This window comes from Arthrobacter sp. OV608 (assembly GCA_900110595.1).
Lineage (GTDB): Bacteria > Actinomycetota > Actinomycetes > Actinomycetales > Micrococcaceae > Arthrobacter.
The window spans coordinates 14,441-38,147 of sequence record FOEZ01000022.1; the positions used below are offsets into that span (position 1 = coordinate 14,441).

Sequence of the window (23,707 nt, forward strand, 5' to 3'; positions counted from 1 at the left end):
GCCTAGCCCTGGCCGAACCACTCCCGGGCCGGGTTGGTGACTTCCGGCGCCGCGCGGTGCAGGCCCGGCTGGGCGGCCCACTTCACGCCGTTGGCCAGGACCCGCTGGATCTGCGGGTGGTGGTACACCGGGTACTCCTGGTCGCCGGGGCTGAAGTAGAAGATGCGCCCCTTGCCCCGGGTGAAGGTGACGCCGGAGCGGAACACCTCGCCGCCCGCGAAGGAGCTGATGAAAATCAGGTCGTCGGGGTCCGGGATGTCGAACAGCTCGCCGTACATCTCCTGCTCGGGGATCACGATGGGACTGTCCACGCCTTCGGCGATGGGGTGCGAGGGCTTGACCGTCCATACCAGCTCGCGCTCGCCGTCGTTCCGCCATGCCAGTGAGCAGCTGGTGCCCAGCAGTTTGGTGAACACCTTGGCGAAGTGGCCCGAGTGAAGCACGATCAGCCCCATGCCGCCCAGCACGTGACGGTGGACGCGTTCGACGACGGCGTCGCTCACCTCGTGATGGGCCATGTGTCCCCACCACAGCAGGACGTCCGTCTCGGCGAGCACCTCCTCGTCCAGGCCGTGCTCATCGTCGGTGGCGAGGACCGCCGTCGTGATGTCCGCCTCCGGGTAGTAGGAGCGGAGGCCGCCCGCGATGGCACCGTGGATGCCGTCCGGGTAGATCTCACCGATGTGGGACGGCTCGTTGATGGCCTCGTGGACGCCCTCGTTCCACACCCGGATCCTCAGTTTGTCGTTCATTAGAGTCGAACCTCCTTCTGCTCCAGCGCTGACTGGTAGCACGCGTCGATGATCTGTGCCCGGTAAAGAGCCAGGGAGCCGTCGTGTTCGCCCCACACCGCCTCGCCCCCGCGTACGGCGGTGATGAAGTCTTCCACCACTGCATCGTGGGCGCGGCCCGGCAGGACCGGGGGGACGTAGTCGGCGGATTCGCCGTCCTTGTCCGTGAACACCCGGAGCTGGCCCACTGCGGGGAAAGGCGCGCCCTGCACCTTGAGTTCGGCGCCGCCGTCGGTTCCGTAAATGGTGAAGTCCAGGAGGTCGTCCGTCTCGCGGTAGGTTGCCCAGCTTGCCTCGATCAGCAGGGTTCCGCCGCCCTCAAGCCTCAGGAAGGCCGACGCGAAGTCTTCCACCTCGAAGGCGTGGGCGGAGGCGAGGGCCGAGTACTCTTTTCCGCCGCCGCGGCCCTGCGGGCCCAGCTCCGAGTGGGTGGCTGCCGAGACGGCCATCACCTTGGGCTCACCGAGCAGGTGCAGCGCGTAGTCCAGGGCGTGGACGCCGATGTCCGCCAGCGGGCCGCCGCCGGCGAGTTCGGGGTTGGTGAACCAGCTGCCCAGCGTGGGGATGCCGGAGCGGCGCAGCCAGGATGCCTTGGCGTAGTAGGGGCGGCCCAGGCCGCCGGCGTCGATCACGCCCTTGAGCGCCTGGATATCGCCGCGGCGGCGGTGGTTGAAGGCGACATCCAAAACGCGCCCGGCCTTGCGTGCCGCGTCCACCATGGCCTGGCCTTCGGCGGCGTTGCGCGCGATGGGCTTCTCGCTCAGCACGTGGATGCCGCGTTCCAGGGCGGCGACGGCGATGGGGGCGTGCAGGAAGGTTGGTACAGCAACGCTGATGGCGTCCAGGCCGCCGTGGTCCAGCATGTCTTTCCAGTCGGCGAAGGCGTTGGGGATGGAGTATTCGGCCTGCAGTGAGTCGCGGAGCTCCTGCTCCATCCCGGCCAGCGAAACGATGCTCACGCCGTCCAGGGCTTCATAGGCCTTCAGGTGCTGCTGGCCGGCCCAGCCGATGCCAACAACACCCACCCGCAGCTCCTGCGCCGGAGGTGCTTCCGGGAGAACGGCGGGCTGCGCTGAGGGCTGTTGCTCGTTGGTCAAAAGAGGGTTCCTTAAGGGTTTGCTGGCGGGTGCGGCCGGTGATTTTCGTTACGCTTAACCATCGGCCGTGGAATCGATTCCAAAAAGTCTTGCAGCCACCCTCGCTCACTGTCAACCCCTTGGGCTAGCCCTTTGTCGAGTCGCGGACCACGAGCTCATGCGGCAGGAAAGTCCGGCCGCGGCGGTGTTCACCCGGTTCCGTCATCCGCGCGTAGAGCGCCTCAAAGGCCACCGCGCCCATCTCATACGCAGGCTGCCGGATGGTGGTCAGTTCCGGGACGCACATCTCCGCCTGGATGGAGTCGTCAAAACCTGCCACGGCAATGTCTTCGGGGACCCGCAACCCGGCGTCGACAATCTCCCGGACGCAGCCGGCGGCCACCGTGTCGCTGCCGCAGAACACGGCATCGGGCAGCGGGTCCAGCTGCAGAAGCTCCTTGGCGAGGCGGCGCCCGGCAAGGAAGTCGAACTCGCCTTCAGCAAACAACAGATGCCTTGGTGACACGCCTGCCTGGGCGGCCGCGGCATGGAAACCTTCCTCGCGAAGCCGGCCGGAACGGGCCAGCCTGTTGCCGATCATCGCCAGGCGCCGGCCGCCGGTTTCGATGAGGTGCCGCGTGATGTCGAAGGCTGCCTGCCGGTCGTCGATGGAAACACCAAAGGCCGCCTCGGAATCAACGATTTCGCAGACCTGCACCACGCTCAACTGCTGCGCCAAGGCCTCCACCTCGGCATCGGGCATGGCTGGCGAAAACAGGATGGCGCCATCCACCGAGCCGTTGCGGAGCATGTCCACCAGCTGCTGTTCCCGTTCAAGGTCCCCGGACGTCGGGGCAATGAGGCTGACATAACCGGCCTGGGCCGCGGCGTCACCGAAGCCCCGGAAAGCCTCGCTGATCACGGGGGAGTTGAGGTTCCTGGCGAGGGCCAGAATGCGCATGGTCCGGTCGCGGCGCAGGTCGCGGGCGGAGGCGAGGGGGCGGTAGTTGAGCTCCCGGATGGCGCCGGTGACCTTTTCCTTGCTTGCTGCGCTGACGGCCGGGCTGCCGTTAAGGACGCGGGAAACCGTGCCCACAGACACGCCTGCCGTTCTGGCGACGTCCTGGACTGTCGCTCGCGCCATTCCCTCATCCTTCCGCGGCCAGTGACGTAGGTCCCCGCTGCCATTGCCCGTGCCGTCCGGTGCTGCGGCAGGTTTCCCCAGCATAGTCCGGCGGTACAACGAAAAACGGCCGTTGAAGTGCCAGTTGCCTGGCGGCTCCAACGGCCGTTCCCGTGGTTCGGGGGAAGGCTGAGACCCGGGCTACTTCGAGGCGAAGAAGCTCACGCACTCCCCTTCAGTGGTGAAGCCCGGCTCCACGTTGGTGGTCCAGCCTCCGCCGGCACAGGCTGCCTTGCCCGACACAAAAGCCACTGTGTACTCCCGGGCGGTGCCGTTCGGGGCAGTCACGGTGACTGTCGCCGTCGGCCGTTGAACCGTTGCCTGGGACACCACAACTTTGGTGTTGGTGTCCAGCGGGTAGGCAGCCACGGTCGGTACCGCGGCCGATGTCGTCAGGACCGTGTAGCTGCCCGTTCCGGACGAGAAGCCCACTACGGACTTCTGGTCCGCCAGCAAACGGCCGAGGTCGGCGAGGCCTGCTTCGCCCAGCCGAGTGCCGGCAATGGCCACCTCAGCCACCTTGGTGTAGGAACCGGGAGTCGCCAGTACAACCCTGATGCCGCGGGTGGTGACAGGGTTGAACGCCACCTTGGTCGGAGCGGTGGTGCTCAGCCCGGTGACGGTTCCTGCCGAAGTGTCCTGCCAGGCCCCTGCAGCATCCTGGTACTGGATTTTCAGGCTCTGGGCTGCCTTCTCGGCGGAGGTCACCGTCACTGAGTCCACGGTGTAGTCGCGGCTGAAGGCGTAGCTCAGGCTGTCGCCGTTACGGCCGCCGCTCACCCAGTTGGACCACCGGGTTGACGCGTTACCGTCGCACGTGTTCCTGGCGGTGTACGAGCCCTCGGTGTAGCTGGCGGTGACCGTGGTGGCGGGATCGTCCTTGCAGATGTTGCTGCTCGGGACGCGGTCCACCACCAGCACGGTCAGCAGGGCATCGAGCGGTTTGTCGCCAGCCACTCCGGTGCCGGCCTTGCCACGGATGGTGGCGGTCCCCGGCGTTTGCAGCGCCGCCGGGTCAAGGGTGCTCCAGTCCCAGATCACAGCGAGATCGTTCCGGGCCGCTGCCGCTCCCACCTGGCCGGGGACAGTCGCGGGCGCGGCCGCCTTGACACCGTCCAGCGTGGCACCCGCTCCGACTGTCACCGAGACGGGGTCCGTGGCCGTGTACTTGCCGACGGTCACGGTGGCCTTGGCGTCGGTGAAGGACTGGCCGTAGACATCGGTGCCTGACCCAGTGATGGTCACGGTGCCACGTTTCTTCCAGATGGCAGGATCCACGGCCTCCCACTGCACCGCTACCGGACGCCCTTCACCCTTGGCGTACAGCGGGGTGACGGTGGCCGGCAAGGATGGTGCTGTGCCAATGGGAGTACTTAGTTCCACTAGATTGGTGCCGAGCAGTTTAAGGTCAGCGAGGTCCGTGAAACCCCAGGCCTGATGCGCGTTGCCGGTTGCCGTTGCCGTGGTTCCGGTGGACGAGCCGAGCGACACGGAGGCTCCCGCAGCGGTCTGGTTTCCGGAGACCTGCAGGGCAATGGCAGCTCCGGCGTTCACCAGCGACCACTGCTTGCCATTTTCGGTGGTGACTATCCATTGCGCCGCAGGATCAGCTTTGGCCTGTTCCAGGGACATGGTGGCCAGGGATGCGCTGCCCGTTTGGCTGGCGTTAAGCACGCCACCGTTGCCGGTCAGCACGCGGCCGTCCTTGTTGGTGACCACCCAGCGTCGGTCGTTGGCGAACTCCTTGCCGCCCGCTGCGGTGAACGTCCATAGCTGCGGGCTGACCTCTGCCGTCGTGCTGCCCGGATCCTGGATGGCGGCGGACCCGTCGGCATTGCCGGTGAGGTACTTTCCGCTGGCTTCACCGGTGAGGTGGTAGCTGTGGCCGTCCTGCACGGGGGCGGCGTTGCCCGCCACTCCGCTGACGCCGTCGACGACGAACGTCACCACGGACGCGGCCGCAACGTCCAGCGTGGCTGACTTTGCCGCGCTATCGACGGCGACCGGGGCACCTTTGACGAGGGCGTTCCGCTCGATGTCGTCCAGCGGGGACTTGGTGGTGACCACCGGTGTGACGGTGGCACCGGGAGCGATGCTGCCGAACCGGCTGAGGTCGATGGTGACCTTTTCCGCCGTCGGAGTGTCATTGAAGTGCACCAGGCTGGCTCCGTTGCCGTCCGCGTCCAGGGCGCTCGCGGTTTTGGCGTTGTCATTCTGGATGAGGAAGTCGCCGGGGCGGATGTAGTGCGTGAAGTTCCGGGTGGTGTTGTACTTCTGGTTGGTCAGGACCTTGCACTTGGCGGCGTCGGCACTGGCGCCGTCGTTGAGCCGGCGGTTCGAGAAGCCCTCACGGCCCGCGTAGTTGCAGTCGAAATCAACGTAGATGGAGCCCCAGCCCTTGTCCGCCTTTTCCTGCTTGTAGGTGTCCTCCACCGGCTGCCAGAACACCCAGGCGTCCGGTTCGAGTTCGCGCAGGTCGTTGACCATGCGGCCGGCGATGCCCAGGCCGTTGGTGATGTTGGAGCGGTCCCAGCCGCTCGTGGAGTCGCCGAGCGACGGGTTGCCGGTCCAGAAACCGCCCACTTCGCTCATCCACAGCGGCTTGTCCGTGGAGTTTGCCAGGTCGCGGACGCGGCGGCGGTCGTTGGTGCCGTAGGTGTGCACGTTCAACTGGGAGACGGCGTCCTTGGCCTGCTGGCTGTAGCCGTTCCAGTTGGTCATGAACTTGCTCGGATCGGTCTCGTCCATGGCAGAGATGACGGCATCCGTGCTGGTGCCGTCCTTGGCCAGTTCGGCGGCGAGCAGTTTGGTGACGCGGTCCTGCGCCGCCGGGTAGATCAGCGCGCCTTCCTGTTTCTGCGTGTAGGTGGTGGGCGGCTTGCCGGTGGCGGCGTTGATGTCCGTGCCCCAGTAGCCGGAGTTGGGCTCGTTGAAGGGATCGATGGTGTCCACTGTGATGCCGCTGCCGTCTTCGAGGAGTTCGACGGCGTGCTTCATGTAGGCGGCGAACTTGGCTTCCGCCTGGGGCAGCAGATTCTCGCCCTTGTTGGTGTTGACCTGGCCGGACACATAGCCGCTCTTGGTCATGAACCACGGAGGGGAGTTGCTGAAGGCTTCCCAATGGGTGATCTGCTGGTCGGCGGCGAGGCGTTCCACCCACCAGCGCTGGTTCCGGTCTGCGTCCGGGTTGTAGGAGGAAGGGTCATCCGGGTTCCACTGGTTGAGGAACGCGAGCTTGTTGGCCTGTGTCGGGTCTACCGACCCGTCCGGGTTGTACAGGTTCGATGGCGCTTCGCCGGCACCGGGTTCACTGACCGGCTTCCACCAGCCCTCCACCGCGCTGCCGTCGTTCAGGTAGTTGGCGACGTCGGACGCGTTGCCGCCGCCCACGTTATAGCGGGCAATGTTGAGGTTAAGCCCGTCCTCACCGAACACCTTCTGGTAAAGCTCCTCCCGCAGTTCCGGCGGGTAGCCCGCCGTCGCGTTCGCAAACCAGACCAGGCTGGTGCCCCAGCCTTCAAAGGCCTCGCCGCGGCTCGCCGGGTTGGGGGTGATGGTCACCGGGGTGGCATCGGCTGCAGCCACGGGCGCGGCCGGCAGCACCGCCAGGCCGGCTGCTGCCGTAACCGCGGCTGCCAGGGCGGCCACCGGCCTTCGCAGCCTTCGTGGTGGTCGGGCGGAGAACGTCATTGTTGTACCTCACTGTCTCAGGAAGCGTTGCTGGTGCCGGCGCCCGCTACGGAGATCCAGGGGAGCGGGAAAGCTGCGGCACAGCGAGACTATGGGCGGGAGGCGGCCGCAACAAGCCACTCGAACAGCATCGATCGTGCTCGAACAAACCTGCACGCGGATGATGCAATCTGGAACCGCGTGGGGTGGTTGTTGCAAGCGACCAGCGGCTGAAGCAGGCAACCTAAGATGGCTGCTATGACGGAACATGCCCGGGAAGAGGTTGCCGGAAAGCTCGAACAGGTGATTGCGGCCCAGCTGAGGCACTACCGCACCTCCCAGGGCCTGTCCTCCGCCGAGCTTGCCTCCCGCACCGGGATGTCCAAGGCGATGATCTCCAAGATCGAAACCGCCAGTACGTCCTGTTCCCTGACTACCCTGCAGCGCCTCGCCGACGGGCTTAGGATCCCAGTGACGGCGCTGTTCCGCGGCGCGGACACAGACCGGGATGCCACCTTCACCAAGAATGGCGAGGGCAGCCTCACCGTGCGCAGCGGCACCCAGCACGGGCACGAATACCGCGTGCTGGGTACTTTAAAGGGCCGCACGGATGCGCTGGAGCCCACCCTGGTGACGCTGACGGACGCCTCGGACGTTTTCCCACTCTTCCAGCACCCCGGCACCGAGTTCATCTACATGCTCGCCGGCCGCATGGTGTACGGCCACGGCCAGTACGAATACACCATGGAGCCTGGCGACTCACTGCTTCTCGACGGTGAAGGCCCCCACGGCCCGCTCGAACTCCAGGAACTGCCCATCCGGTTCCTGGCCGTGGCCGCCAAATAGGAACACTTGTAAAGCTCCGGACCGGCCGGGGACCGAACGCCGCACGTGCGCGGTAGAGCTTAGGCGGCCGGGATGCGCCCCTTTCTGCGGCCCTTTGCTGCCTGAATACTCCTGCCTAAAGCGCGGATGTGTCCTTCCGGCCGGACCCCGCGACATCCAGATTTAACAAATCCTGCGCTCGCTTGAAACAGACCTTTGACTACTGTGGTTCAACAAGGTTTCATAAGAAGCAACAGCAAGCGAACAGGACAGTTCCGATGACTAGTCTCGCGACACCTGAAGTACCAACAGAAGCACCTGTGGCGGAGAGCTCCCGCCGGATTTCCCTCGCAGACATTGCGCGTGCCCACGACGTCCGCTTCCTGCTGGCCACCTTCGTGGACATGACGGGCAAGCCCTGCGCCAAGCTGGTCCCCGTTGAAGCCGCCGACGAACTGGAACACGGTGCCATGGGCTTCGCCGGGTACGCCGCCGGGCTGATGGGCCAGAAGCCGCAGGACCCGGACCTGATCGCTGTCCCGGACCTCGCGTCCTTCACCCCGGTGCCCTTCATCAAGGAGGGCCTGGCCATCATCCACTGCGATCCGCACGTTGACGGACAGCCCTGGCCCTACGCCCCGCGCGTGGTCCTGAAAAACACTTTGTCCCGCCTGGCGGAGAAGGGCATGCAGGCAAAGGTGGGCGCCGAGGTCGAGTACTTCCTGGTGACAAAGAACGACGACGGGACCCTGAGTACCGCGGACAGCAAGGACGACTCACCCCGCCCCTGCTACGACGCCCGCGGCGTCACCCGCATGTACGACCACCTCACCTCCATCTCCGATGCCATGAACAGCCTGGGCTGGGGCAACTACGCCAACGACCACGAGGACGCCGCCGGCCAGTTCGAGCAGAACTTCAACTACGCGGACGCCCTCACCACCGCTGACCGGGTGGTGTCCCTCCGCTACATCCTGAACATCCTGGCGGGGCAGCGCGGCATGACCGCCACGTTTATGCCCAAACCCTTCACTGACCGGACCGGCACCGGCCTGCACTTCCACCTGTCACTGTGGTCGGGTGCCGAGGCGCTGTTCCCCGCCGAGGGAGCGGACGACGGCGGCCGCGGCCTTGGGCTTTCCGGCCTCGCCTATTCGTTCATCGCCGGCATCCTGGACCACGCCCCCGCGCTGCAGGCCTTCCTCGCGCCCACCGTGAACTCCTACAAAAGGTCCGGTGCCACCACCAGCTCCTCCGGCGCCACCTGGTCGCCCCGCAAGGCATCCTTCGGCGGCAACGACCGCACCCACATGATCCGCGTGCCGGACAACAAGCGGATCGAGCTGCGCTCCGGTGACGGCTCGGCCAACCCGTACCTCGCCATCGCCACGGCTATCGCCGCCGGGCTGGACGGCGTGGAGAAATCCCTGGACCCGGGCCAGCCGTCCGGGCCGGGGGAGTCCAAACCCAATGCGCACCTCCTGCCGGCCACCCTGCTCCACGCCGTGGAAGCGCTGCGGAAGGATCCCGTGATCCTTGCCAGTCTCAGCGGCGACCCCGCCATCGGCAGCTACTACGCGGACGCCAAGGAAGAGGAGTTCCTGAGCTGGCACAACCAGGTCAGCGACTGGGAAATCCGCACCTATTTGACCTCTATCTGACCCCCTACCCACACGTAAAGGACCACCATGTGCGGAATTGCCGCGCTGCAGCTGCGCAACCCCTCGCTGCATCCCCAGATGGGCAGCCTGCTGTCCTCGATGCTCTGCCAGATCGTGGACCGCGGACCGGACTCCGCCGGCCTCGCCGTCTACAACACCCCCGGCCTGGTTTCTCCCGGTACCTCCACACTTAGCCTGCTGGGCAAGGACCAGGGGATGACGACGGCGGCCATCACCGCAGGCGTCGCAGCGCTCCTCGCTGGCGTGCTTCCAGCAGGTGCGGCAGCAGCCGCCCGGGTGGTGGGCGATACCACCCTGGTGAGTGCCGCCGTCGGGACCGACCTGCTGGTGAAAGCAGTCAGCGAAACCCTGCCCGGCGCGACCATCATCGGGCGCGGCGAGCATGTCGCCGTGATGAAGAGCGTTGGCCACCCGATGGAGATCGCCGCTGAGCACGGTTTGGAAGCGATGGCCGGAAGCCAGGGCCTGTCCCACACCCGGATGGCCACCGAATCCGCCGTCACCGCTGGCGGGTCGCACCCCTTCTCGGTGGCCGATGACCTGTGCCTGGTCCACAACGGCTCCTTCTCCAACCACGCCACCGTGCGGCGTGAACTCAAGCGTGAAGGCGTGGTGTTCGATTCCGAGAACGACACCGAAGTGGGTGCCCGCTACGTCGCCTCCCGGCTGAGGCAGGGGGACACCCTCGAGGAAGCCCTGGTGAACCTGGGCAAGGTCCTGGACGGTTTCTACACCCTGGTGGTCACCACCGCGGACAGCATGGCGGTGGTCCGCGACCCCATCGCCTGCAAGCCGGCCATCATCGCCGAAACGGATGACTACGTGGCCATGGCCTCCGAATACCGCGCCCTGGCCGGCCTGCCCGGCATCAACAACGCCCGCATCTTTGAACCGGAACCCGGAAAGGTCTACACATGGTCACTCTGACAGCCCCCGAAGTCCCCACCGTCGACGCGCTGACGGACACCACAGTGGATCTGGGCGTTAGCTCCGTCCGCGAACTCAACCAGGCCATCCACAATGCCGTTGACGGGCAGTCCTGGACCGTCACCAACCCCGGCGGCAAGCACAGCCTGGCAGTCGGCATTGACGCGGACATCAACGTGGCCATCGAAGGCCACGCCGGCTACTACGCAGCCGGGATGCACCAAAAAGGCAACGTGACCATCAACGGCAATGCCGGCGTCGGACTCGCCGAGAACATCATGTCCGGCAGGGTGCATGTCACGGGCGACGCCTCCCAGTCCGCAGCGGCTACCGGCCACGGCGGCCTGGTGGTCATCGACGGGAACGCCGGGGCCCGCTGCGGGATTTCCATGAAGGGCGTGGACATTGTGGTGGGCGGCAACATCGGCCACATGTCCGCGTTCATGGCGCAGGCAGGCCGGCTGGTGGTCTGCGGCGACGCCGGCGATGCGCTGGGCGACTCCATCTACGAGGCGCGCCTGTACGTCAAGGGCACCGTCGCCTCCCTCGGCGCCGACTGCATCGAAAAGCCGCTGCGCGAAGAGCACCTTGCCGAACTCGCTGAACTGCTCGCCGCCGCCGGCCGCACCGACAACCCGGCCGAGTTCAAGCGCTACGGCTCAGCCCGGAACCTTTACCACTTCCACGTCGACAACTCGACGTCGTACTAGGAGCCCCCATGACCATCACCTCCGTACCGCTCCCCGCTCAGGGCGTTGCACCCCAGGACCTGGCCGAGCTGGGTCTGCGCGAGTCCGCCACCTTCGACCGCGCCACCATCGCCGACATCCAGCGCGCGGCCGCCACCGGCGTCTACGACATCCGCGGCTGGGGCGCCAAGCGCAAGGTCCCGCACTTTGACGACCTGCTCTTCCTCGGCGCCTCCATGTCCCGCTACCCGCTGGAGGGCTACCGCGAAAAGTGCGATCCCGACGTCGTCCTTGGCGACCGGCACGCCACCCGCCCGCTGCACCTGCAGACCCCGGTGACCATCGCCGGAATGAGCTTCGGCGCCCTGTCCGCAAATGCTAAGGAAGCGCTGGGCCGCGGCGCCAGCGAGGTGGGCACCTCCACCACCACGGGCGACGGCGGCATGACGCCTGAGGAGCGCGGCCAGTCCAAGCACCTCGTGTACCAGTACCTGCCCTCCCGGTACGGCATGAACCCGGACGACCTGCGCAAGGCCGATGCAATTGAGATCGTGCTGGGCCAGGGCGCCAAACCGGGCGGCGGCGGCATGCTCCTGGGCCAGAAAATCACCGAACGCGTCGCCGGAATGCGCACCCTGCCGGTAGGCATCGACCAGCGGTCGGCGAGCCGGCACCCGGACTGGACCGGCCCGGACGACCTGGAAATCAAGATCGGCGAGCTCCGCGAAATCACCGACTGGAAGACGCCCATCTACGTCAAGATCGGCGCCTCCCGGCCGTACTACGACACAGCGCTCGCCGTGAAGTCCGGCGCCGACGTTGTGGTGGTGGACGGCATGCAGGGCGGAACCGCGGCCACGCAGCAGGTGTTCATCGAGAACGTCGGCATCCCCACCCTCGCCGCGATCCCGCAGGCTGTCCAGGCCCTGCAGGAACTCGGGGTCCACCGCAAGGTCCAGCTCATCGTCTCCGGCGGCATCCGGACCGGGGCGGACGTGGCCAAGGCCATGGCCCTTGGCGCGGACGCAGTGGCCATCGGGACGGCTGCGCTGATCGCGCTCGGCGACAACGATCCCCGCTACGCCGCCGAGTACTCCGCCCTGGGCTCCGCCGCCGGTTTCTACGACGACTTCCAGGACGGCCGCGACCCCGCCGGCATCACCACCCAGGATCCGGAGCTGTCCTCCCGGCTGGACCCGGTTGCTGCCGGCAAACGGCTGGCCAACTACCTCCGCGTCCTCACCATGGAAGCCCAGACCATCGCCCGGGCCTGCGGAAAGTCTCACCTGCACAACCTCGAACCCGAAGACCTGGTGGCGCTGACCATCGAGGCCTCCGCCATGGCGCGCGTGCCGCTGGCAGGCACCTCGTGGATCCCCGGCCAGGGCAGTTTTTGATGCCTGGAGCCGCTTCTGACTCCTCCGACTTTGTGGTGGTAGGCGCCGGCCTGGCGGGCGCCGCCACCGCCTGGCAGCTCGCCGCCCGCGGCCACCAGGTCACCCTCCTGGAACGCAGCACCCCGGCAGCGCACGATGGCAGCTCCCACGGCTCCGCCCGGATCTTCCGCTATGCCTATCCGGACCCCTTCTATACCCGGGCGGTGCTGGAATCGAAGTCCCTTTGGGACGGGCTGGCGGCGGTCTCCGGAACCACCCTGATCACTCCGTTCGGCGCCGTGGACTACGGCCCGGAGCGCAATCCCCGGTTGCTGGCCTCGGTGCTCGCTGGGGAAGGGATCGAGCATGAACTCCTGTCCGCCGCCGACGCCCGCAAGCGCTGGCCGCAGATCGCCTTCGATACCGAGGTCCTCTGGCATCCCTGGGCGGGGGTGATCGACGCGGAAACCGCGGTGAACGCGATGGTGAGGCTCGCCGTCGGGCACGGTGCCCGGCTGCTGACCGGCTGGGAGCTGCACAGCGTGGAGCGGACGGGTGCGGGTTACCGGCTGCATTCCTCAACAGGGGAAACAGTGGACGCCGGCAACGTGGTGATCAGCGCCGGCGGCTGGCTGCCCGGGCTGCTGGGGCAGTTGTCACTTCCGACGGGTTTCCTGGCTGGACTGCCGGAGTTCACCGTGCGGCAGGAGCAGGCGTTCCACTTCAAATACCGGGATCACGACGGCGGCGCGGCTTCAGGCAGCACCGGCCGTGGTACCGCGGGCTGGCCCACGTTCATCCACAAGGCCGCCGACATCCAGGCCTACGGCCTTCCCGGCGGACGGGACGCAGGCTTCGCGGGGCAGAAAGTGGCCGAGTACAACGGCGGGAAACGCATCCCGTCCGCCCGGGAGCAGACCGGTGAAGTGGATCCCGCCAACCGTCGCCGCGTGGTGGATTACGTCCGCCGCTACCTTCCCGGCCTGGACCCGGAACCGTACGCCGAAACCACCTGCCTGTTCACCAACACCCCCCGCGAAGACTTCGTCATCGACCGCGCGGAGAACCTGACTGTCCTCTCGCCATGTTCGGGGCACGGCGCCAAGTTCGCGCCGCTGATCGGCCAGTGGGCCGCGGACCTGGCCACCGGTGCCGGGACAGTTCCCGGCCGGTTCCGGATGGCATCGTCAACAGCTGTGACCACCTAGATCGGATACCAGTGAGCCTTCCACAGATCGTACCCATGGCGGAGGCCCTGCCGTCCGCCCGAACCAGCGCATCCACTGTGAGCAGCCTGCTGCAGGATATCTCCGCCATCGGCAGGGATACCTCACGCGGCGGCTACTCGCGGCCGGTGTTCTCCACCGCCGAGACGGACCTGCGCGCCTGGTTCATCGAGCAGGCCGAACGGCGCGGACTGAACGTCCATACCGATCACAACGGCATCATCTGGGCCTGGTGGGACACTTCCGCCGGCACCAGGAGGGACGCCGTGGTGACGGGCAGCCACCTCGATTCGGTCCCGGGCGGAGGCGCGTACGACGGTCCATTGGGGGTCGCCTCGGCGCTGGTCGCCGTCGACATCCTGAAGGCCCGCGGGCTCCGTCCCCGCCGGCCGCTGGCCATCGCCGTTTTCCCGGAGGAAGAGGGATCACGGTTCGGCGTGGCCTGCCTGGGTTCCCGGCTCCTCACCGGTGAACTGGACCCGGACAAGGCCCGCCGTCTGAAGGACCCGGACGGCAACACCTATGCGGACGTCGCGGCCGCGAACGGGCAGGATCCGCGGCTGATCGGCACCGACTACAAGGCCCTCCAGCAGCTTGGCCTGTTCGTGGAGCTGCATGTGGAGCAGGGCAGGGGACTGGTGGACCTCAACCAGCCCGTGGCCATCGGTTCGTCAATCCTGGGCCACGGCCGCTGGAAGCTGAGCATCTCCGGGCAGGGCAACCACGCGGGGACCACCCTGATGGCGGGCCGCAAGGATCCGATGATCGCCGCTGCCAAGATTATGGTCGGCATCCGCGACACTGCCCGGAAGTACCGGGACGCTCGGGCCACTGTAGGCAGGGTCCAGCCGGTACCTGGCGGGACGAACGTGATCGCGTCCCGCGTGGACCTGTGGATCGACGTCCGCCACCCGGACGACTCCGTCACCGCAGCCCTGGTGGAAGCCATCCGGCTCAACGCCGGGATCTTCGCCGCGGAGGAGGGCTGCACCGCAAGCCTGGCCACGGAATCGCTGAGCCCCACAGTGCATTTCGACGCTGGCCTGCGGGACCGGCTGCAAAAACTGCTTCCCGCCGCGCCGGTCCTGGACACCGGAGCAGGGCACGACGCCGGTGTGTTGGCTTCACACATCCCCACCGCCATGCTCTTCGTCCGGAACCCCACCGGCGTCTCGCACTCACCGGACGAACTGGTGGAGGACTGGGACGCCGAGGAAGGCGCCGTGGCGCTGGCTGACTCGCTGGCCGGGCTCCTGGGCGGGGCCCGCGCCACTGGCTAGGGCCGCCGTCGTGCACTGCCGTAGAGGTCCCGGCAGCCCTCGCGTGCGCTTGGAGGGACAGCTGAAACTCGCAGGCGGACGACTGAAACGATCATTTTACACATCGGAAACCCAGCCAAAAATGCCAGTCATACAGTTGGAACCAGACGGCAATGGCCGCCCTCCGCTGAACGTGGAATTCATCCCGCGTCCCTCCTGACGGATCGGCTCTGACGGCAACTTACCGTTCTCTCTTCTTCGCATCACGAAAGGGGTTTCCCATGGATTCGGGAAATGTCGCTTGGATTTTGGCCAGTTCCGCGCTGGTCTGCATGATGATCCCCGCCCTGGCCCTGTTTTACGGGGGCATGGTGGGCTCACGCCGCATCCTCAACATGATGATGATGTGCTTTGGCGGCGCCAGCCTGGTGGCCGTCCTCTGGGCGCTGTTCGGCTACTCCATGGCTTTCGGAAACTCCGTGGGCGGCATGGGACTCATCGGGGACGTTACCGAGTTCCCCGGCATGGCGCAGCTGCTTCCCGCCGATGATGGGGCGTCCATCCCGGTGATCCTCTTCGCCGCATTCCAGCTGTTCTTCGCGTGCGTCACCACGGCACTGGTTGCCGGAGCCGCGGCCGGCCGGATGAAGTTTGGCGCCTGGATGCTGTTCGCGGGCATCTGGGCCACGATCGTCTACTTCCCCATCGCGCACTGGGTATTCGCGTTCTCCTCGGCTGACGGCAGCACCGTTGGCGGCTGGATCGCCAGCGGCATCAAGGCCATCGACTTCGCCGGCGGCACCGCGGTGCACATGAACGCCGGCGCTGCCGCACTGGCCCTGGCGCTGGTCCTGGGCAAGAGCTCCGGCTGGCCCAAGGTGGAACACGCCAAACCGCACAGCCGCCCGCTGGTGCTGGTGGGCGCAGGCCTGCTGTGGGTGGGCTGGTTCGGCTTCAACGCCGGCTCTGCGCTTTCCGCCGGCCAGTCCGCATCGGTGGTTTTCCTGAACACCGCTGTTGCTGCTTCCGCCGGCCTCCTGGCCTGGGCACTGGTTGAGCGGGTCCGCCATGGAGCCGCCACCAGCATGGGCGCCGCTTCCGGTCTGATCTCGGCGCTCGTTGCGATCACCCCCGCCTGTGGTGCTGTCAGCCCGCTCGGCGCTGTGGCCATCGGCGCGATCGCCGGGGCCGTGTGCTCGCTCGCCATTGAGCTGAAGTTCCGCCTCGGTTTCGACGATTCACTCGACGTGGTGGGTGTCCACCTCGTGGGCGGCATCCTCGGAACCCTGCTGATCGGCCTGTTTGCCACGGACGCTGCACCCAACGCCGTGAGCGGCCTGTTCTACGGCGGAGGCGTCGAACTGCTGGGAGTCCAGGCGCTGGCCACCGTCTCCGTCCTGGTCTACTCGTTTGGCATCACATGGATCCTGGCGAAGATCCTGGATAAGACCATTGGCCTGCGCATCAAGCCCGAAGACGAAATGCGCGGCATCGACCTCGCCGCCCACTCGGAGCTGGCGTACCTGACGGATGAAGATCCGGTGGAGCTCGGTTCGCCCCAGCGGGTCTAGCGGCCAGTAAAGGATTCCGGGCGGGGGCGCCCGGAATACGAGTCAGGCAAAGGGCCAGGCCTTGGACCTGTGCCAGCACCAGCTGGCTTATAGTTCCAAGGTTTGGCCCTTTGCTGTGCCCGTTTGTTTACCCCTCGCCGCAGACCAGGTTTCCCTCGCGGACTTCCAATACCGCTGCCCGGACGTGGCTGAGGCGGGTTCGAGGGTCCGGCGCCATGGTGTCGATCTCCTCGCCGTTCCAGTGCGGATGCGTGAAGTAGACCAGCACGGCGCGTTCCCTGCCGTCCGCCCCGGGCGGGAACGGGACCACATCCGCGTGGCGGCCGACGACGGGCCTCCCGTCCACCGATTCCGGCGCGGTGAGGATGAGCCCGCCCAGGTGGTCCTGCCGGACCCAGCCGCCCGCGCCGTCCTCCGAGCGGTAGATACCCTGGCCGCGCCACTCGTCCACGATCATCCAGAACGTTCCGCCGAGCTGGAAGACCTTGGGCCCTTCATGCGGGCGGCCCGGGATGGTGAGTCCTTCAAGGACCCACGACGACGGGTCCCCGGGTGTGTCACTCACCGCGCTGTACGTGTTTGATCCACGGGCTTCGTCCTTGTACCAAAGCCGGTACCGGCCGTCCCCGCAGAGGGCGACGGCGGCGTCGATAACGCGTGGCGAGTCCAGGTCGATGGCGCCCAGGTACTCCCACGTCGAGAGGTCCTGGCTGGCGAACTGGACGATGGATGCGGTCCCGGTCCAGTCGGTCCGCACTCCGCCGAGCACGGTCAGGTACATGATCCACTGGCTGCCGATGCGTACGACGTCGGGGGCCCAGAGGGTGGCGGGCAGTTCAGTGTCGGGCGGGACGAGTCCGTCTACGGTGCCCTGGTAGGTCCAGCTGAGTCCGCCGTCGGAGGACCGCGCAGCGCCGACGGCTGTGCCGTGCACCCATTCGACGCCGGTCAACCCTGGTGCGGTGGCCCGGCGCTGGGTGTAGAACAGCACCCACTCGCCGGTGCGGTGGTCCGGGATCAGGATGGGATCTGTGGGGCCGTCCCAGACGGGATCGCGGTAGGGGGTGCTGAACGCATCCGGGCGCAGGATGGGAGGGGCCGGCGGTGCGAGAGTCTGCTGGGCGGCCTGCTGCTGGGACACAGTTTTCTCCAACGTTGTAGTTTTGGTGCGTCCAGCTTACGCGATAGGTGCAGCTGCGAAGGGTTCCCCGCCTATTCCTGGAACAGCCCTGCCAGGTCCTCGGCAGTGATGGCACCGCCGGCCAGGGCGTCGCCCTCCATTACATCGGCGAACAGCTGCGACTTCCGGGCTTTTAGCGCCATCACCTTTTCCTCGATGGTGTCCTTGGCCACGAGCCGGTAGACCATCACGTTCCGTGCCTGCCCGATCCGGTGCGTCCGGTCCACGGCCTGGGCCTCGGAGGCCGGGTTCCACCACGGGTCCAGCAGGAACACGTAGTCGGCTTCCGTCAGGTTGAGGCCGAAACCGCCGGCCTTCAGGGAGATCAGGAACACCGGGGCGCTGCCGTTCTTGAACTCGCTGACCACGTCGGCGCGGTTGCGGGTACCGCCGTCGAGGTAGCAGTACTCGATCTTCTCCTCGTCCAGCCGCTCGCGGACCTTCCCCAGGAAGCCGGTGAACTGGCTGAAGATCAGGGCGCGGTGGCCCTCCGCCACGAGATCCTCGAGCTGCTCGAACAAAACGTCCAGCTTGCTGGAACGGACCGACGTCAGTGCAGGGTCCACGAGGGAGGCGTCCAGGCTGAGCTGCCGCAGCAGGGTCAACGACTGGAAGATGGTGAACCGGTTCTTGTTGACGTCCTCGATCAGCCCCAGGATCTTCTGCCGTTCCCGCTGCAGGTGCGTCTGGTACACCTTCTGGTGGCGCGGGTTCAGCACCACTTCGAGAATCTGCTCCTGCTTGGGCGGCAGGTCCTTGATGACCTGGTCCTTGGTGCGCCGCAACATCAGTGGACGGACCCGACGGCGGAGCTTGTCCAGCTGCCCCTTGTCGCCGTTCTTCTCCACCGGCTTCTGGTAATACTCGGCGAAGCGTTTGGGACTGGAAAACAGGCCGGGGGCCACGATCGAGGTGAGGGCCCAGAACTCCATCAGGTTGTTCTCCAGCGGCGTGCCCGTGATGGCCAGCTTGAAGGCCGCCGGCAGTTTCCGCGCACACTGGTAGGCCTTGGACTGATGGTTCTTCACGAACTGGGCCTCGTCCAGCACCAGGCCCGCCCACTGTGTGGACGCGTAGGCCTCGTAATCGATCCGGAACAGCGCGTAGGACGTGATCACGATGTCCGCGCCGGCGAGCGCCTCCGCAGGGACTTGGCTGCTCTTGGCGAAGGTCTCGCTGATGGCGTGGACCTTCAGGCCGGGCGCGAAGCGCGCGGCTTCCAGGGCCCAGTTGCCCACCACGCTGGTGGGCGCAACCACCAAAAAGGGAGCGCCGTCGTCGGCCGCTGAACCTGTTGGACTGGGACCCTGCGCGCTGGCACCCTCGGCGCTGGCACCTGAGCTGCCGGCCCCGGAACCCTCCGCCACGGCCGGCAGGGCCAGTTCCTTAGCCGCGCACATCAGCGCGAGTGCCTGCACAGTCTTGCCGAGGCCCATGTCGTCGGCCAGGATGCCGCCCAGGCTGTGCTTGTACAGGAAGCTGAGCCAGTTGAAGCCCTCCAGCTGGTACGGCCGCAGCTCCGCGTTGAGGGTGGCCGGCAGCGGCAGGCCGTCCACGCCGCCCTCCAGCAGGCCGCCCACGGCGGAGCGCCAGGCGGCGGCCTGCTCGTCCACGATCCCCAGCTGGGCCAGCTCGTCCCACAGGCCGGCCTGGAAGCGGCTGATCTGCAGCGGCGCATCCTTGTTGTCCTGCAGCGAGCGGGCCTCCTCGATCAGGGCGCGCAGCTGGTGCAGCTCGGGCAGGTCCAGGGAGAAGTAGGCTCCGCTGGGCAGCAGCATTTTGGTCTGGCCCGCGGCGAGCGCCGAGAACACTGCGGCGAAGGAGACCGGTTGGCCCTCCAGGGAAATCTGGATGCCGAGGTCGAACCAGTCGCGCTGCTCGGTGGCTTTGGTGGAAATGGAAACCACGGGTGCTTCCTCGGCCTCGCGGTAGTCGGCGATCTCGCCCACCGTGTCCACGTCCACATCGGGAGCCTCGCGCAGCCGGGGGAGCACCTCCTCGGTGAAGGCCAGGGTGTCCAGGCCCTTCAGCTCCACGGAAGCAGCGAGCCGGGGGGTTCCCCAGCCGCCGGTGGCGGATTCACCCAGCGCGGGAACCACTTCCCACGGCCGGCCGATGCCTTCCAGGATGCGGGCCTCGGCGGTGTCGTCGCGGTAGCCGTGGTCACCCGGGTGCCGCCACAGCGGCTGGGCGGTGACGAGCTTTCCGGTTTTGTAGTGCCACTCCCAGTGCAGCCGGAGCCTGTGGTCCGCACCGTAGTTGGCGAGCAGCGAGAGCGTGGGGACGGCCAGTGCGGGCAGTGACACGGACTCGTCGCGGGCCGTGACCCGGGCGGTTTGCTTGAGCTTGGGATAGAAGCCGGTGAGGAAGCGTGTCTCGTCCTTGGCGGGGATGTGAAGGGTGCTTCCGGCGGTGACAAACGCCAGCAGTTCTTCGCTCAGGCCGCCCTCAAGCGGTGCCAGCGTGATGATGCCGTCGGGGTCGGGGACTCCTGGCAGGGAGGCTTCGCCGGAGGTGAAGAAGATGCCGTGCGCGGGCCGGCCGATGGTTCCCACGGCGGCCGGATCAATATCCTCCCCCTCCACGGTGATGGTGGGCGCAAGCTCCAGGCCGCCGTCGGACGCCTGCTCCTGGGGCGGGACACGCTGTCCCGCCGCGGGTTCAGCCCCGGGGTTGTCATCCAGCGGGCTTTCAACAGGAGCACCGTAACGGCCCAGGTTAAGGCCGACGGCGGCAGGGGACTCCGCGAGCCGCACCGGTTCGCTGCCCTTGGAGTGAACCAGGGCCAGGCCGATCTTCCCGGCGTCTGCCAGCAGGCTCCACAGGTTCTTGCCGGAATAGGTGTTCATGCCCAGCCACAGGCCGGAGGAGTTCTGCATCCGGCTGGCCGAGGCGGAGTGGGCGGCCAGGAACTCCTGCATCCACTCCACATGCGAAACGTTGCATTCGCGGCGGAAGTTCAGGTAGCTCAGGGTGTTCCAGGAGACGTCGCCGCGGATCCACTTGCCCTTGGCCCCCATGATGACCGGGCGGGCCTTGAGCTGGCGGACGCTGCGGAGGGGGTCCCGACGGCCTGTGTAGGAGAAGTGCGGTGCCGGCTCCTCAATCTCGAACTGGAGGGCAAGCGGGACACCGCCGGTGGAGGGTGCGGCGCCGGGCTGGGAGATCAGGGGGCTGAGGGCCTTTTCCCAATCGGACACGGCCGCGGAGGGCTCCCGCGAGAGTTGGGTGGCGGGTGCGCCGCCCGGGGACAGCAGCTGGACGCGGGTGGCCGGGTTGTCCTCCGCCGCGAAGAGCAGCGCCGCCACGTGCTTGCAGTCCTTCCGGACCGGGCAGCTGCACACGCCAACCGTGCAGCTCCAGCCGCCGCCCTTGCGGACCAGTTTGGCGGTAGTGGAATAGGGCAGGTCAGCACCGCCGCGGACCTTGCCCAGCATGAGCCCGGTGGCGGGATCGAAAGAGATGCCCGAAACACGGCTGCCCATGGCGTAGGCCAGTCCGGCGGCCAGGGAACGGTCGTTGATGGCGGGGGTCTGTATTGCCAGTGCCGAGCTTTCGTCCGGGTGGGATGGAATGGCGCGCGCTACTTTCAACAGGCCGCGGCGGGGCCGGGCCGGTGGTTGGTTATCTGATTCATCTTAGTTCGCCGGCGGGATTCAAAAGCCCCGGAAACTTCGCCGGACGTTCATTTCCTCCTCAACCCTGCAGGTACCAGGCGCACGTAGCGTGAAAAGCGTTCAAGCAGCACCCGCAAAAGCAGTGAGGATTGCCATGACCACCAGCCAGCAGCCCGTCGTCCTGACCAGCAGCAGCATCGCATCAAACGACGAGGACGTCGTCGAAGCCAACGTCAGCATTGTCGACGCCATGCACACCGCCCTGCTTCGTACCGAAGAGATGTCGCCCGTTGCAGTCCGCAGCTACTACGTGGACTTCTACCTCACGCAGGCGCTTGAGGGTGGCTTCGCGCAGTACGTGTTCACCGCCGTCGACCGCTCCGAAACGGACCCACTGATCCGCGAAGGCATGGCGGGAATGGGCGCCACCGCGCACCTGGACCTCTTCAACCGCGCCGTGGAGGCGTTCGATGCCCTGTCCGAGGAAGACGAGGAGCACTACCTCGACGGCGGCCTGGACGACACCGCGGAAACACCCGACGGCGTCCTCCGGATTGAGGAGCTCGACGGCGAGTTCGAGGAGCTGCTGGAGAGTGAGAACATCACGGCACTGAACGCGGCCTGGCTGCGCGGCCAGGCCGAACTGCTGGTGCTGGACGACGAGGAGATCGGCGCGTACATCGAACGCCTCGTCGCCCGGATCCCGGACCTGCCGGAACGCCAGGCGCAGGCCGAGGCTGAAGCGCTGGAGGATGCCCCGGACTTCGAGATCATTATCCGCGAACTCTGCAGCATCGCCGGGTATGGGCTGATCAAGATCACCATGGGTGATCCCAACTACATGCACGACGGCGAAAAGACCCTCGCCTGGCACTTCTCAACGGACCATGGCGACTTCCTCATGGTGGAGGAGGACGACGAGGCCTTTATGGTCAACCCCGAAACGCAGGAGATCGTGGCGGCGGTGGAGTTCGAGGAGGCCGACGCGGAGATGGTCGAGGCCTAGGCGGGCACGCGGGGCGCCGGCAGAGCGCCCCGCCAGCTGTTTGCTGTTGGACCCGCGTCAGCTGTTCTGGGCCAGGGCAGCCGCCAGGATTTCCAGCAGTTCGTCGTCCACCTGGTCCTCGGAGGTGAGGCGCACCCGGCGGGTGAACGGATCATCCGGCCGGGTCTTGACCGCCTCGATCCTGTGCGCCGCGGGGGCGTCGGGCGTAGAAGCACCGGGCTCCCCGGCCCCAAGCCGGAGCGTCACGTCTACGGCGTTGTTGGTGGTCCTGGTGACCTGGGCGAACTTCCGCCGCCGGCTGTGCAGGGACACGTAGCCCTTCCGCATCTGGATTCCCACGCCGTCTGTGGCGGCAGCCCACGCCAGGAGCGCATCAGCGATGGGCCTCAGCTGCGGATGGTTCGCATACTGGCCGTCGATCAGTTCGTCGGCATCACGAAGCATAAAGTCCGGGTAACCGAACATTTCCCAGGACACCGCATATTGGGCGTACCCGGTCACCCCGAATTCGTCGCGCATCCAGCGGCGCAGCTCGCCGTCGTTTTGGATGCCGGCGGCCCGGGCTTTCTCGGCCCAATACGCGGTGTCCTGGCCGGTCTTCCGCATCAGGTGGGCCTTGTTGTTGTCCACCATCAGCTGCCAGGTTCCGGCTTTCTTCTGCGGTACGAGTGCCGGTTGGGGGTTTGTAGGCATGCCTCGATCGTAATGCCGGACGCGCCTCCCAATGGTGCCGCCGGCCCTGCCGCCGACCGCCTCGAAAAAAAGATTCTTCGCGCCCGTAACCTTTCCGCCGTCCCCGGCGATGTAGGAGGTGATGGGCCCGCCCGCCGGGCCCGAACTGAACATGTTGCCTAGGTTTTGGAGAGTTTTATGTCGTTGTTCACCGTTCTCGCCACCAGCAAAGTCGCCGCCGGAGTACTGGCAGCCGGCACCATCGCCGTCGGCGGAACCGGGGCAGCTGCCGTTACCGGCGTCCTCCCCACCGAAGCTCAGCAGACCGCGCACGATGTCTTCGGCGCACCGGCCCCGAAGCTCGCAGCAGAAGCTGCCGGTCAAGGCCAAGGCACCGCAGATTCGGCCGCAAACGCAGCAGCCAACGTCGCCGCCGACGCAGACGCAGACGCCTCCGCAGACGCCACCGTTTCTGACGACAACGTCGCCGCACAGGCCTCCGTCTCCGCTGCGGCCAGCACTGCCGTTGACGCAGCCGGTGCCGCATCGCTCGCCCTGTGCACGGCCTTCACCAACGGCGGCCTGGACGCCTCCTCCGAGGGCTTCTCCTCACTCGCGGTTGCCGCGCACGGCGAAGCAAACATCGGCAGCTTCTGCTCCGACGTCGTGGCCCAGGCCGATGCCGCCGCTGAGGCCGGCGCTGAGGCAGCCGGCTCCGCCGCTGTAGACGTGGACCGTCCTGAGCTGCCTGCTGTTCCGGCAGTCCCGGCTGTGCCCGCCGTCCCGGCTGTCGACGGCGAGCGTGCAGTCCCCGCCGTACCGGCAGTTCCCGCCGTCCCCGCCGGCGCCCGCAACGTTGTGGACGCACCCTCCGTTTCGGTCCGCTAGGCACGCTTAGCTAGGGTGTACTGCGGGAAACGGCCCGGATTCCGTTTCCCGCAGTACGGCAGTGCCGATC

Annotated in this window: 17 protein-coding genes; 10 read left to right on the top strand and 7 right to left on the bottom strand. The window is 66.9% G+C overall.

The genetic code is table 11. The features are described from left to right. Window positions 1-2: 2 nt before the first annotated feature. The 4 genes from BMX78_RS19720 to BMX78_RS19735 form a co-directional block, all read right to left on the bottom strand. A complete protein-coding gene (locus BMX78_RS19720; RefSeq protein WP_091423287.1) occupies window positions 3-752 on the bottom strand; it encodes a ThuA domain-containing protein in 750 nt (249 codons plus the stop codon). Further along, a complete protein-coding gene (locus BMX78_RS19725) occupies window positions 752-1,888 on the bottom strand; it encodes a Gfo/Idh/MocA family protein (protein ID WP_091423289.1) in 1,137 nt (378 codons plus the stop codon). Before BMX78_RS19725 ends, BMX78_RS19720 begins: the two co-directional genes overlap by 1 nt. Window positions 1,889-2,012: 124 nt before the next feature. Beyond that, on the bottom strand, window positions 2,013-3,011 hold the full coding sequence (locus BMX78_RS19730) for a LacI family DNA-binding transcriptional regulator (protein WP_091423290.1): 999 nt from the start codon (window positions 3,009-3,011) through the stop codon (window positions 2,013-2,015). Window positions 3,012-3,191: 180 nt separating this feature from the next. After that, a complete protein-coding gene (locus BMX78_RS19735; RefSeq protein ID WP_091423293.1) occupies window positions 3,192-6,740 on the bottom strand; it encodes a discoidin domain-containing protein in 3,549 nt (1,182 codons plus the stop codon). A gap of 237 nt (window positions 6,741-6,977) precedes the next feature. On the opposite strand from BMX78_RS19735, the gene BMX78_RS19740 reads away from it, so the two are divergent. The 8 genes from BMX78_RS19740 (at window position 6,978) to BMX78_RS19775 (ending at window position 16,274) form a co-directional block, all read left to right on the top strand. Next, window positions 6,978-7,565 carry a helix-turn-helix domain-containing protein gene (locus BMX78_RS19740; RefSeq protein WP_286139184.1) on the top strand — a complete coding sequence of 196 codons (588 nt, stop codon included), beginning with the start codon at window positions 6,978-6,980 and terminating at the stop codon, window positions 7,563-7,565. A gap of 257 nt (window positions 7,566-7,822) precedes the next feature. Then, window positions 7,823-9,205 carry a type III glutamate--ammonia ligase gene (gene glnT, locus BMX78_RS19745; RefSeq protein ID WP_091423299.1) on the top strand — a complete coding sequence of 461 codons (1,383 nt, stop codon included), beginning with the start codon at window positions 7,823-7,825 and terminating at the stop codon, window positions 9,203-9,205. A gap of 27 nt (window positions 9,206-9,232) precedes the next feature. Next, window positions 9,233-10,153, top strand: coding sequence for a class II glutamine amidotransferase domain-containing protein (locus BMX78_RS19750; protein ID WP_091423302.1), 921 nt, complete (start codon window positions 9,233-9,235; stop codon window positions 10,151-10,153). Continuing rightward, window positions 10,141-10,863, top strand: coding sequence for a GltB/FmdC/FwdC-like GXGXG domain-containing protein (locus BMX78_RS19755; RefSeq protein WP_091423304.1), 723 nt, complete (start codon window positions 10,141-10,143; stop codon window positions 10,861-10,863). Before BMX78_RS19750 ends, BMX78_RS19755 begins: the two co-directional genes overlap by 13 nt. A gap of 8 nt (window positions 10,864-10,871) precedes the next feature. After that, window positions 10,872-12,239 (top strand): FMN-binding glutamate synthase family protein, encoded by a 1,368-nt coding sequence (locus tag BMX78_RS19760; protein WP_091423307.1) that lies wholly within the window; start codon window positions 10,872-10,874, stop codon window positions 12,237-12,239. After that, window positions 12,239-13,426 carry an FAD-dependent oxidoreductase gene (locus tag BMX78_RS19765; protein WP_091423310.1) on the top strand — a complete coding sequence of 396 codons (1,188 nt, stop codon included), beginning with the start codon at window positions 12,239-12,241 and terminating at the stop codon, window positions 13,424-13,426. The genes BMX78_RS19760 and BMX78_RS19765 overlap by 1 nt, the downstream gene beginning before the upstream one ends. A 35-nt stretch (window positions 13,427-13,461) precedes the next feature. After that, window positions 13,462-14,724 (top strand): allantoate amidohydrolase, encoded by a 1,263-nt coding sequence (locus tag BMX78_RS19770; RefSeq protein ID WP_091423311.1) that lies wholly within the window; start codon window positions 13,462-13,464, stop codon window positions 14,722-14,724. A gap of 260 nt (window positions 14,725-14,984) precedes the next feature. Further along, complete coding sequence (locus BMX78_RS19775; RefSeq protein WP_091423315.1) at window positions 14,985-16,274, top strand: ammonium transporter; 1,290 nt, start codon at window positions 14,985-14,987, stop codon at window positions 16,272-16,274. 127 nt (window positions 16,275-16,401) lie between these two features. On the opposite strand, the gene BMX78_RS19780 is transcribed toward BMX78_RS19775, so the two are convergent. Beyond that, window positions 16,402-17,427, bottom strand: coding sequence for a glycoside hydrolase family protein (locus BMX78_RS19780; protein ID WP_286139186.1), 1,026 nt, complete (start codon window positions 17,425-17,427; stop codon window positions 16,402-16,404). Between the two features lie 59 nt (window positions 17,428-17,486). Beyond that, window positions 17,487-21,029 carry a DEAD/DEAH box helicase gene (locus BMX78_RS19785; RefSeq protein ID WP_091423516.1) on the bottom strand — a complete coding sequence of 1,181 codons (3,543 nt, stop codon included), beginning with the start codon at window positions 21,027-21,029 and terminating at the stop codon, window positions 17,487-17,489. Window positions 21,030-21,225: 196 nt separating this feature from the next. Between BMX78_RS19785 and BMX78_RS19790 the strand changes: the two genes are divergently transcribed. Further along, a complete protein-coding gene (locus tag BMX78_RS19790; RefSeq protein WP_091423320.1) occupies window positions 21,226-22,077 on the top strand; it encodes a DMP19 family protein in 852 nt (283 codons plus the stop codon). A gap of 57 nt (window positions 22,078-22,134) precedes the next feature. On the opposite strand, the gene BMX78_RS19795 is transcribed toward BMX78_RS19790, so the two are convergent. After that, window positions 22,135-22,923 carry a DUF5655 domain-containing protein gene (locus BMX78_RS19795; RefSeq protein WP_286139187.1) on the bottom strand — a complete coding sequence of 263 codons (789 nt, stop codon included), beginning with the start codon at window positions 22,921-22,923 and terminating at the stop codon, window positions 22,135-22,137. Between the two features lie 24 nt (window positions 22,924-22,947). Here BMX78_RS19795 and BMX78_RS19800 point away from each other — a divergent pair, with 24 nt between their 5' ends. After that, complete coding sequence (locus BMX78_RS19800; RefSeq protein WP_091423323.1) at window positions 22,948-23,637, top strand: protein tyrosine phosphatase; 690 nt, start codon at window positions 22,948-22,950, stop codon at window positions 23,635-23,637. Window positions 23,638-23,707 lie beyond the last annotated feature (70 nt).

Excerpts from the sequence above, each read along its gene's own strand:
- BMX78_RS19720 (WP_091423287.1), bottom strand. The coding sequence starts at position 752 with ATGAACGACAAACTGAGGATCCGGGTGTGGAACGAGGGCGTCCACGAG.
- BMX78_RS19730 (WP_091423290.1), bottom strand. The coding sequence starts at position 3,011 with ATGGCGCGAGCGACAGTCCAGGACGTCGCCAGAACGGCAGGCGTGTCT.
- BMX78_RS19735 (WP_091423293.1), bottom strand. The coding sequence starts at position 6,740 with ATGACGTTCTCCGCCCGACCACCACGAAGGCTGCGAAGGCCGGTGGCC.
- BMX78_RS19740 (WP_286139184.1), top strand. The coding sequence starts at position 6,978 with ATGACGGAACATGCCCGGGAAGAGGTTGCCGGAAAGCTCGAACAGGTG.
- glnT (WP_091423299.1), top strand. The coding sequence starts at position 7,823 with ATGACTAGTCTCGCGACACCTGAAGTACCAACAGAAGCACCTGTGGCG.
- BMX78_RS19750 (WP_091423302.1), top strand. The coding sequence starts at position 9,233 with ATGTGCGGAATTGCCGCGCTGCAGCTGCGCAACCCCTCGCTGCATCCC.
- BMX78_RS19755 (WP_091423304.1), top strand. The coding sequence starts at position 10,141 with ATGGTCACTCTGACAGCCCCCGAAGTCCCCACCGTCGACGCGCTGACG.
- BMX78_RS19760 (WP_091423307.1), top strand. The coding sequence starts at position 10,872 with ATGACCATCACCTCCGTACCGCTCCCCGCTCAGGGCGTTGCACCCCAG.
- BMX78_RS19765 (WP_091423310.1), top strand. The coding sequence starts at position 12,239 with ATGCCTGGAGCCGCTTCTGACTCCTCCGACTTTGTGGTGGTAGGCGCC.
- BMX78_RS19770 (WP_091423311.1), top strand. The coding sequence starts at position 13,462 with ATGGCGGAGGCCCTGCCGTCCGCCCGAACCAGCGCATCCACTGTGAGC.
- BMX78_RS19775 (WP_091423315.1), top strand. The coding sequence starts at position 14,985 with ATGGATTCGGGAAATGTCGCTTGGATTTTGGCCAGTTCCGCGCTGGTC.
- BMX78_RS19790 (WP_091423320.1), top strand. The coding sequence starts at position 21,226 with ATGACCACCAGCCAGCAGCCCGTCGTCCTGACCAGCAGCAGCATCGCA.
- BMX78_RS19795 (WP_286139187.1), bottom strand. The coding sequence starts at position 22,923 with ATGTTCAGTTCGGGCCCGGCGGGCGGGCCCATCACCTCCTACATCGCC.
- BMX78_RS19800 (WP_091423323.1), top strand. The coding sequence starts at position 22,948 with ATGTCGTTGTTCACCGTTCTCGCCACCAGCAAAGTCGCCGCCGGAGTA.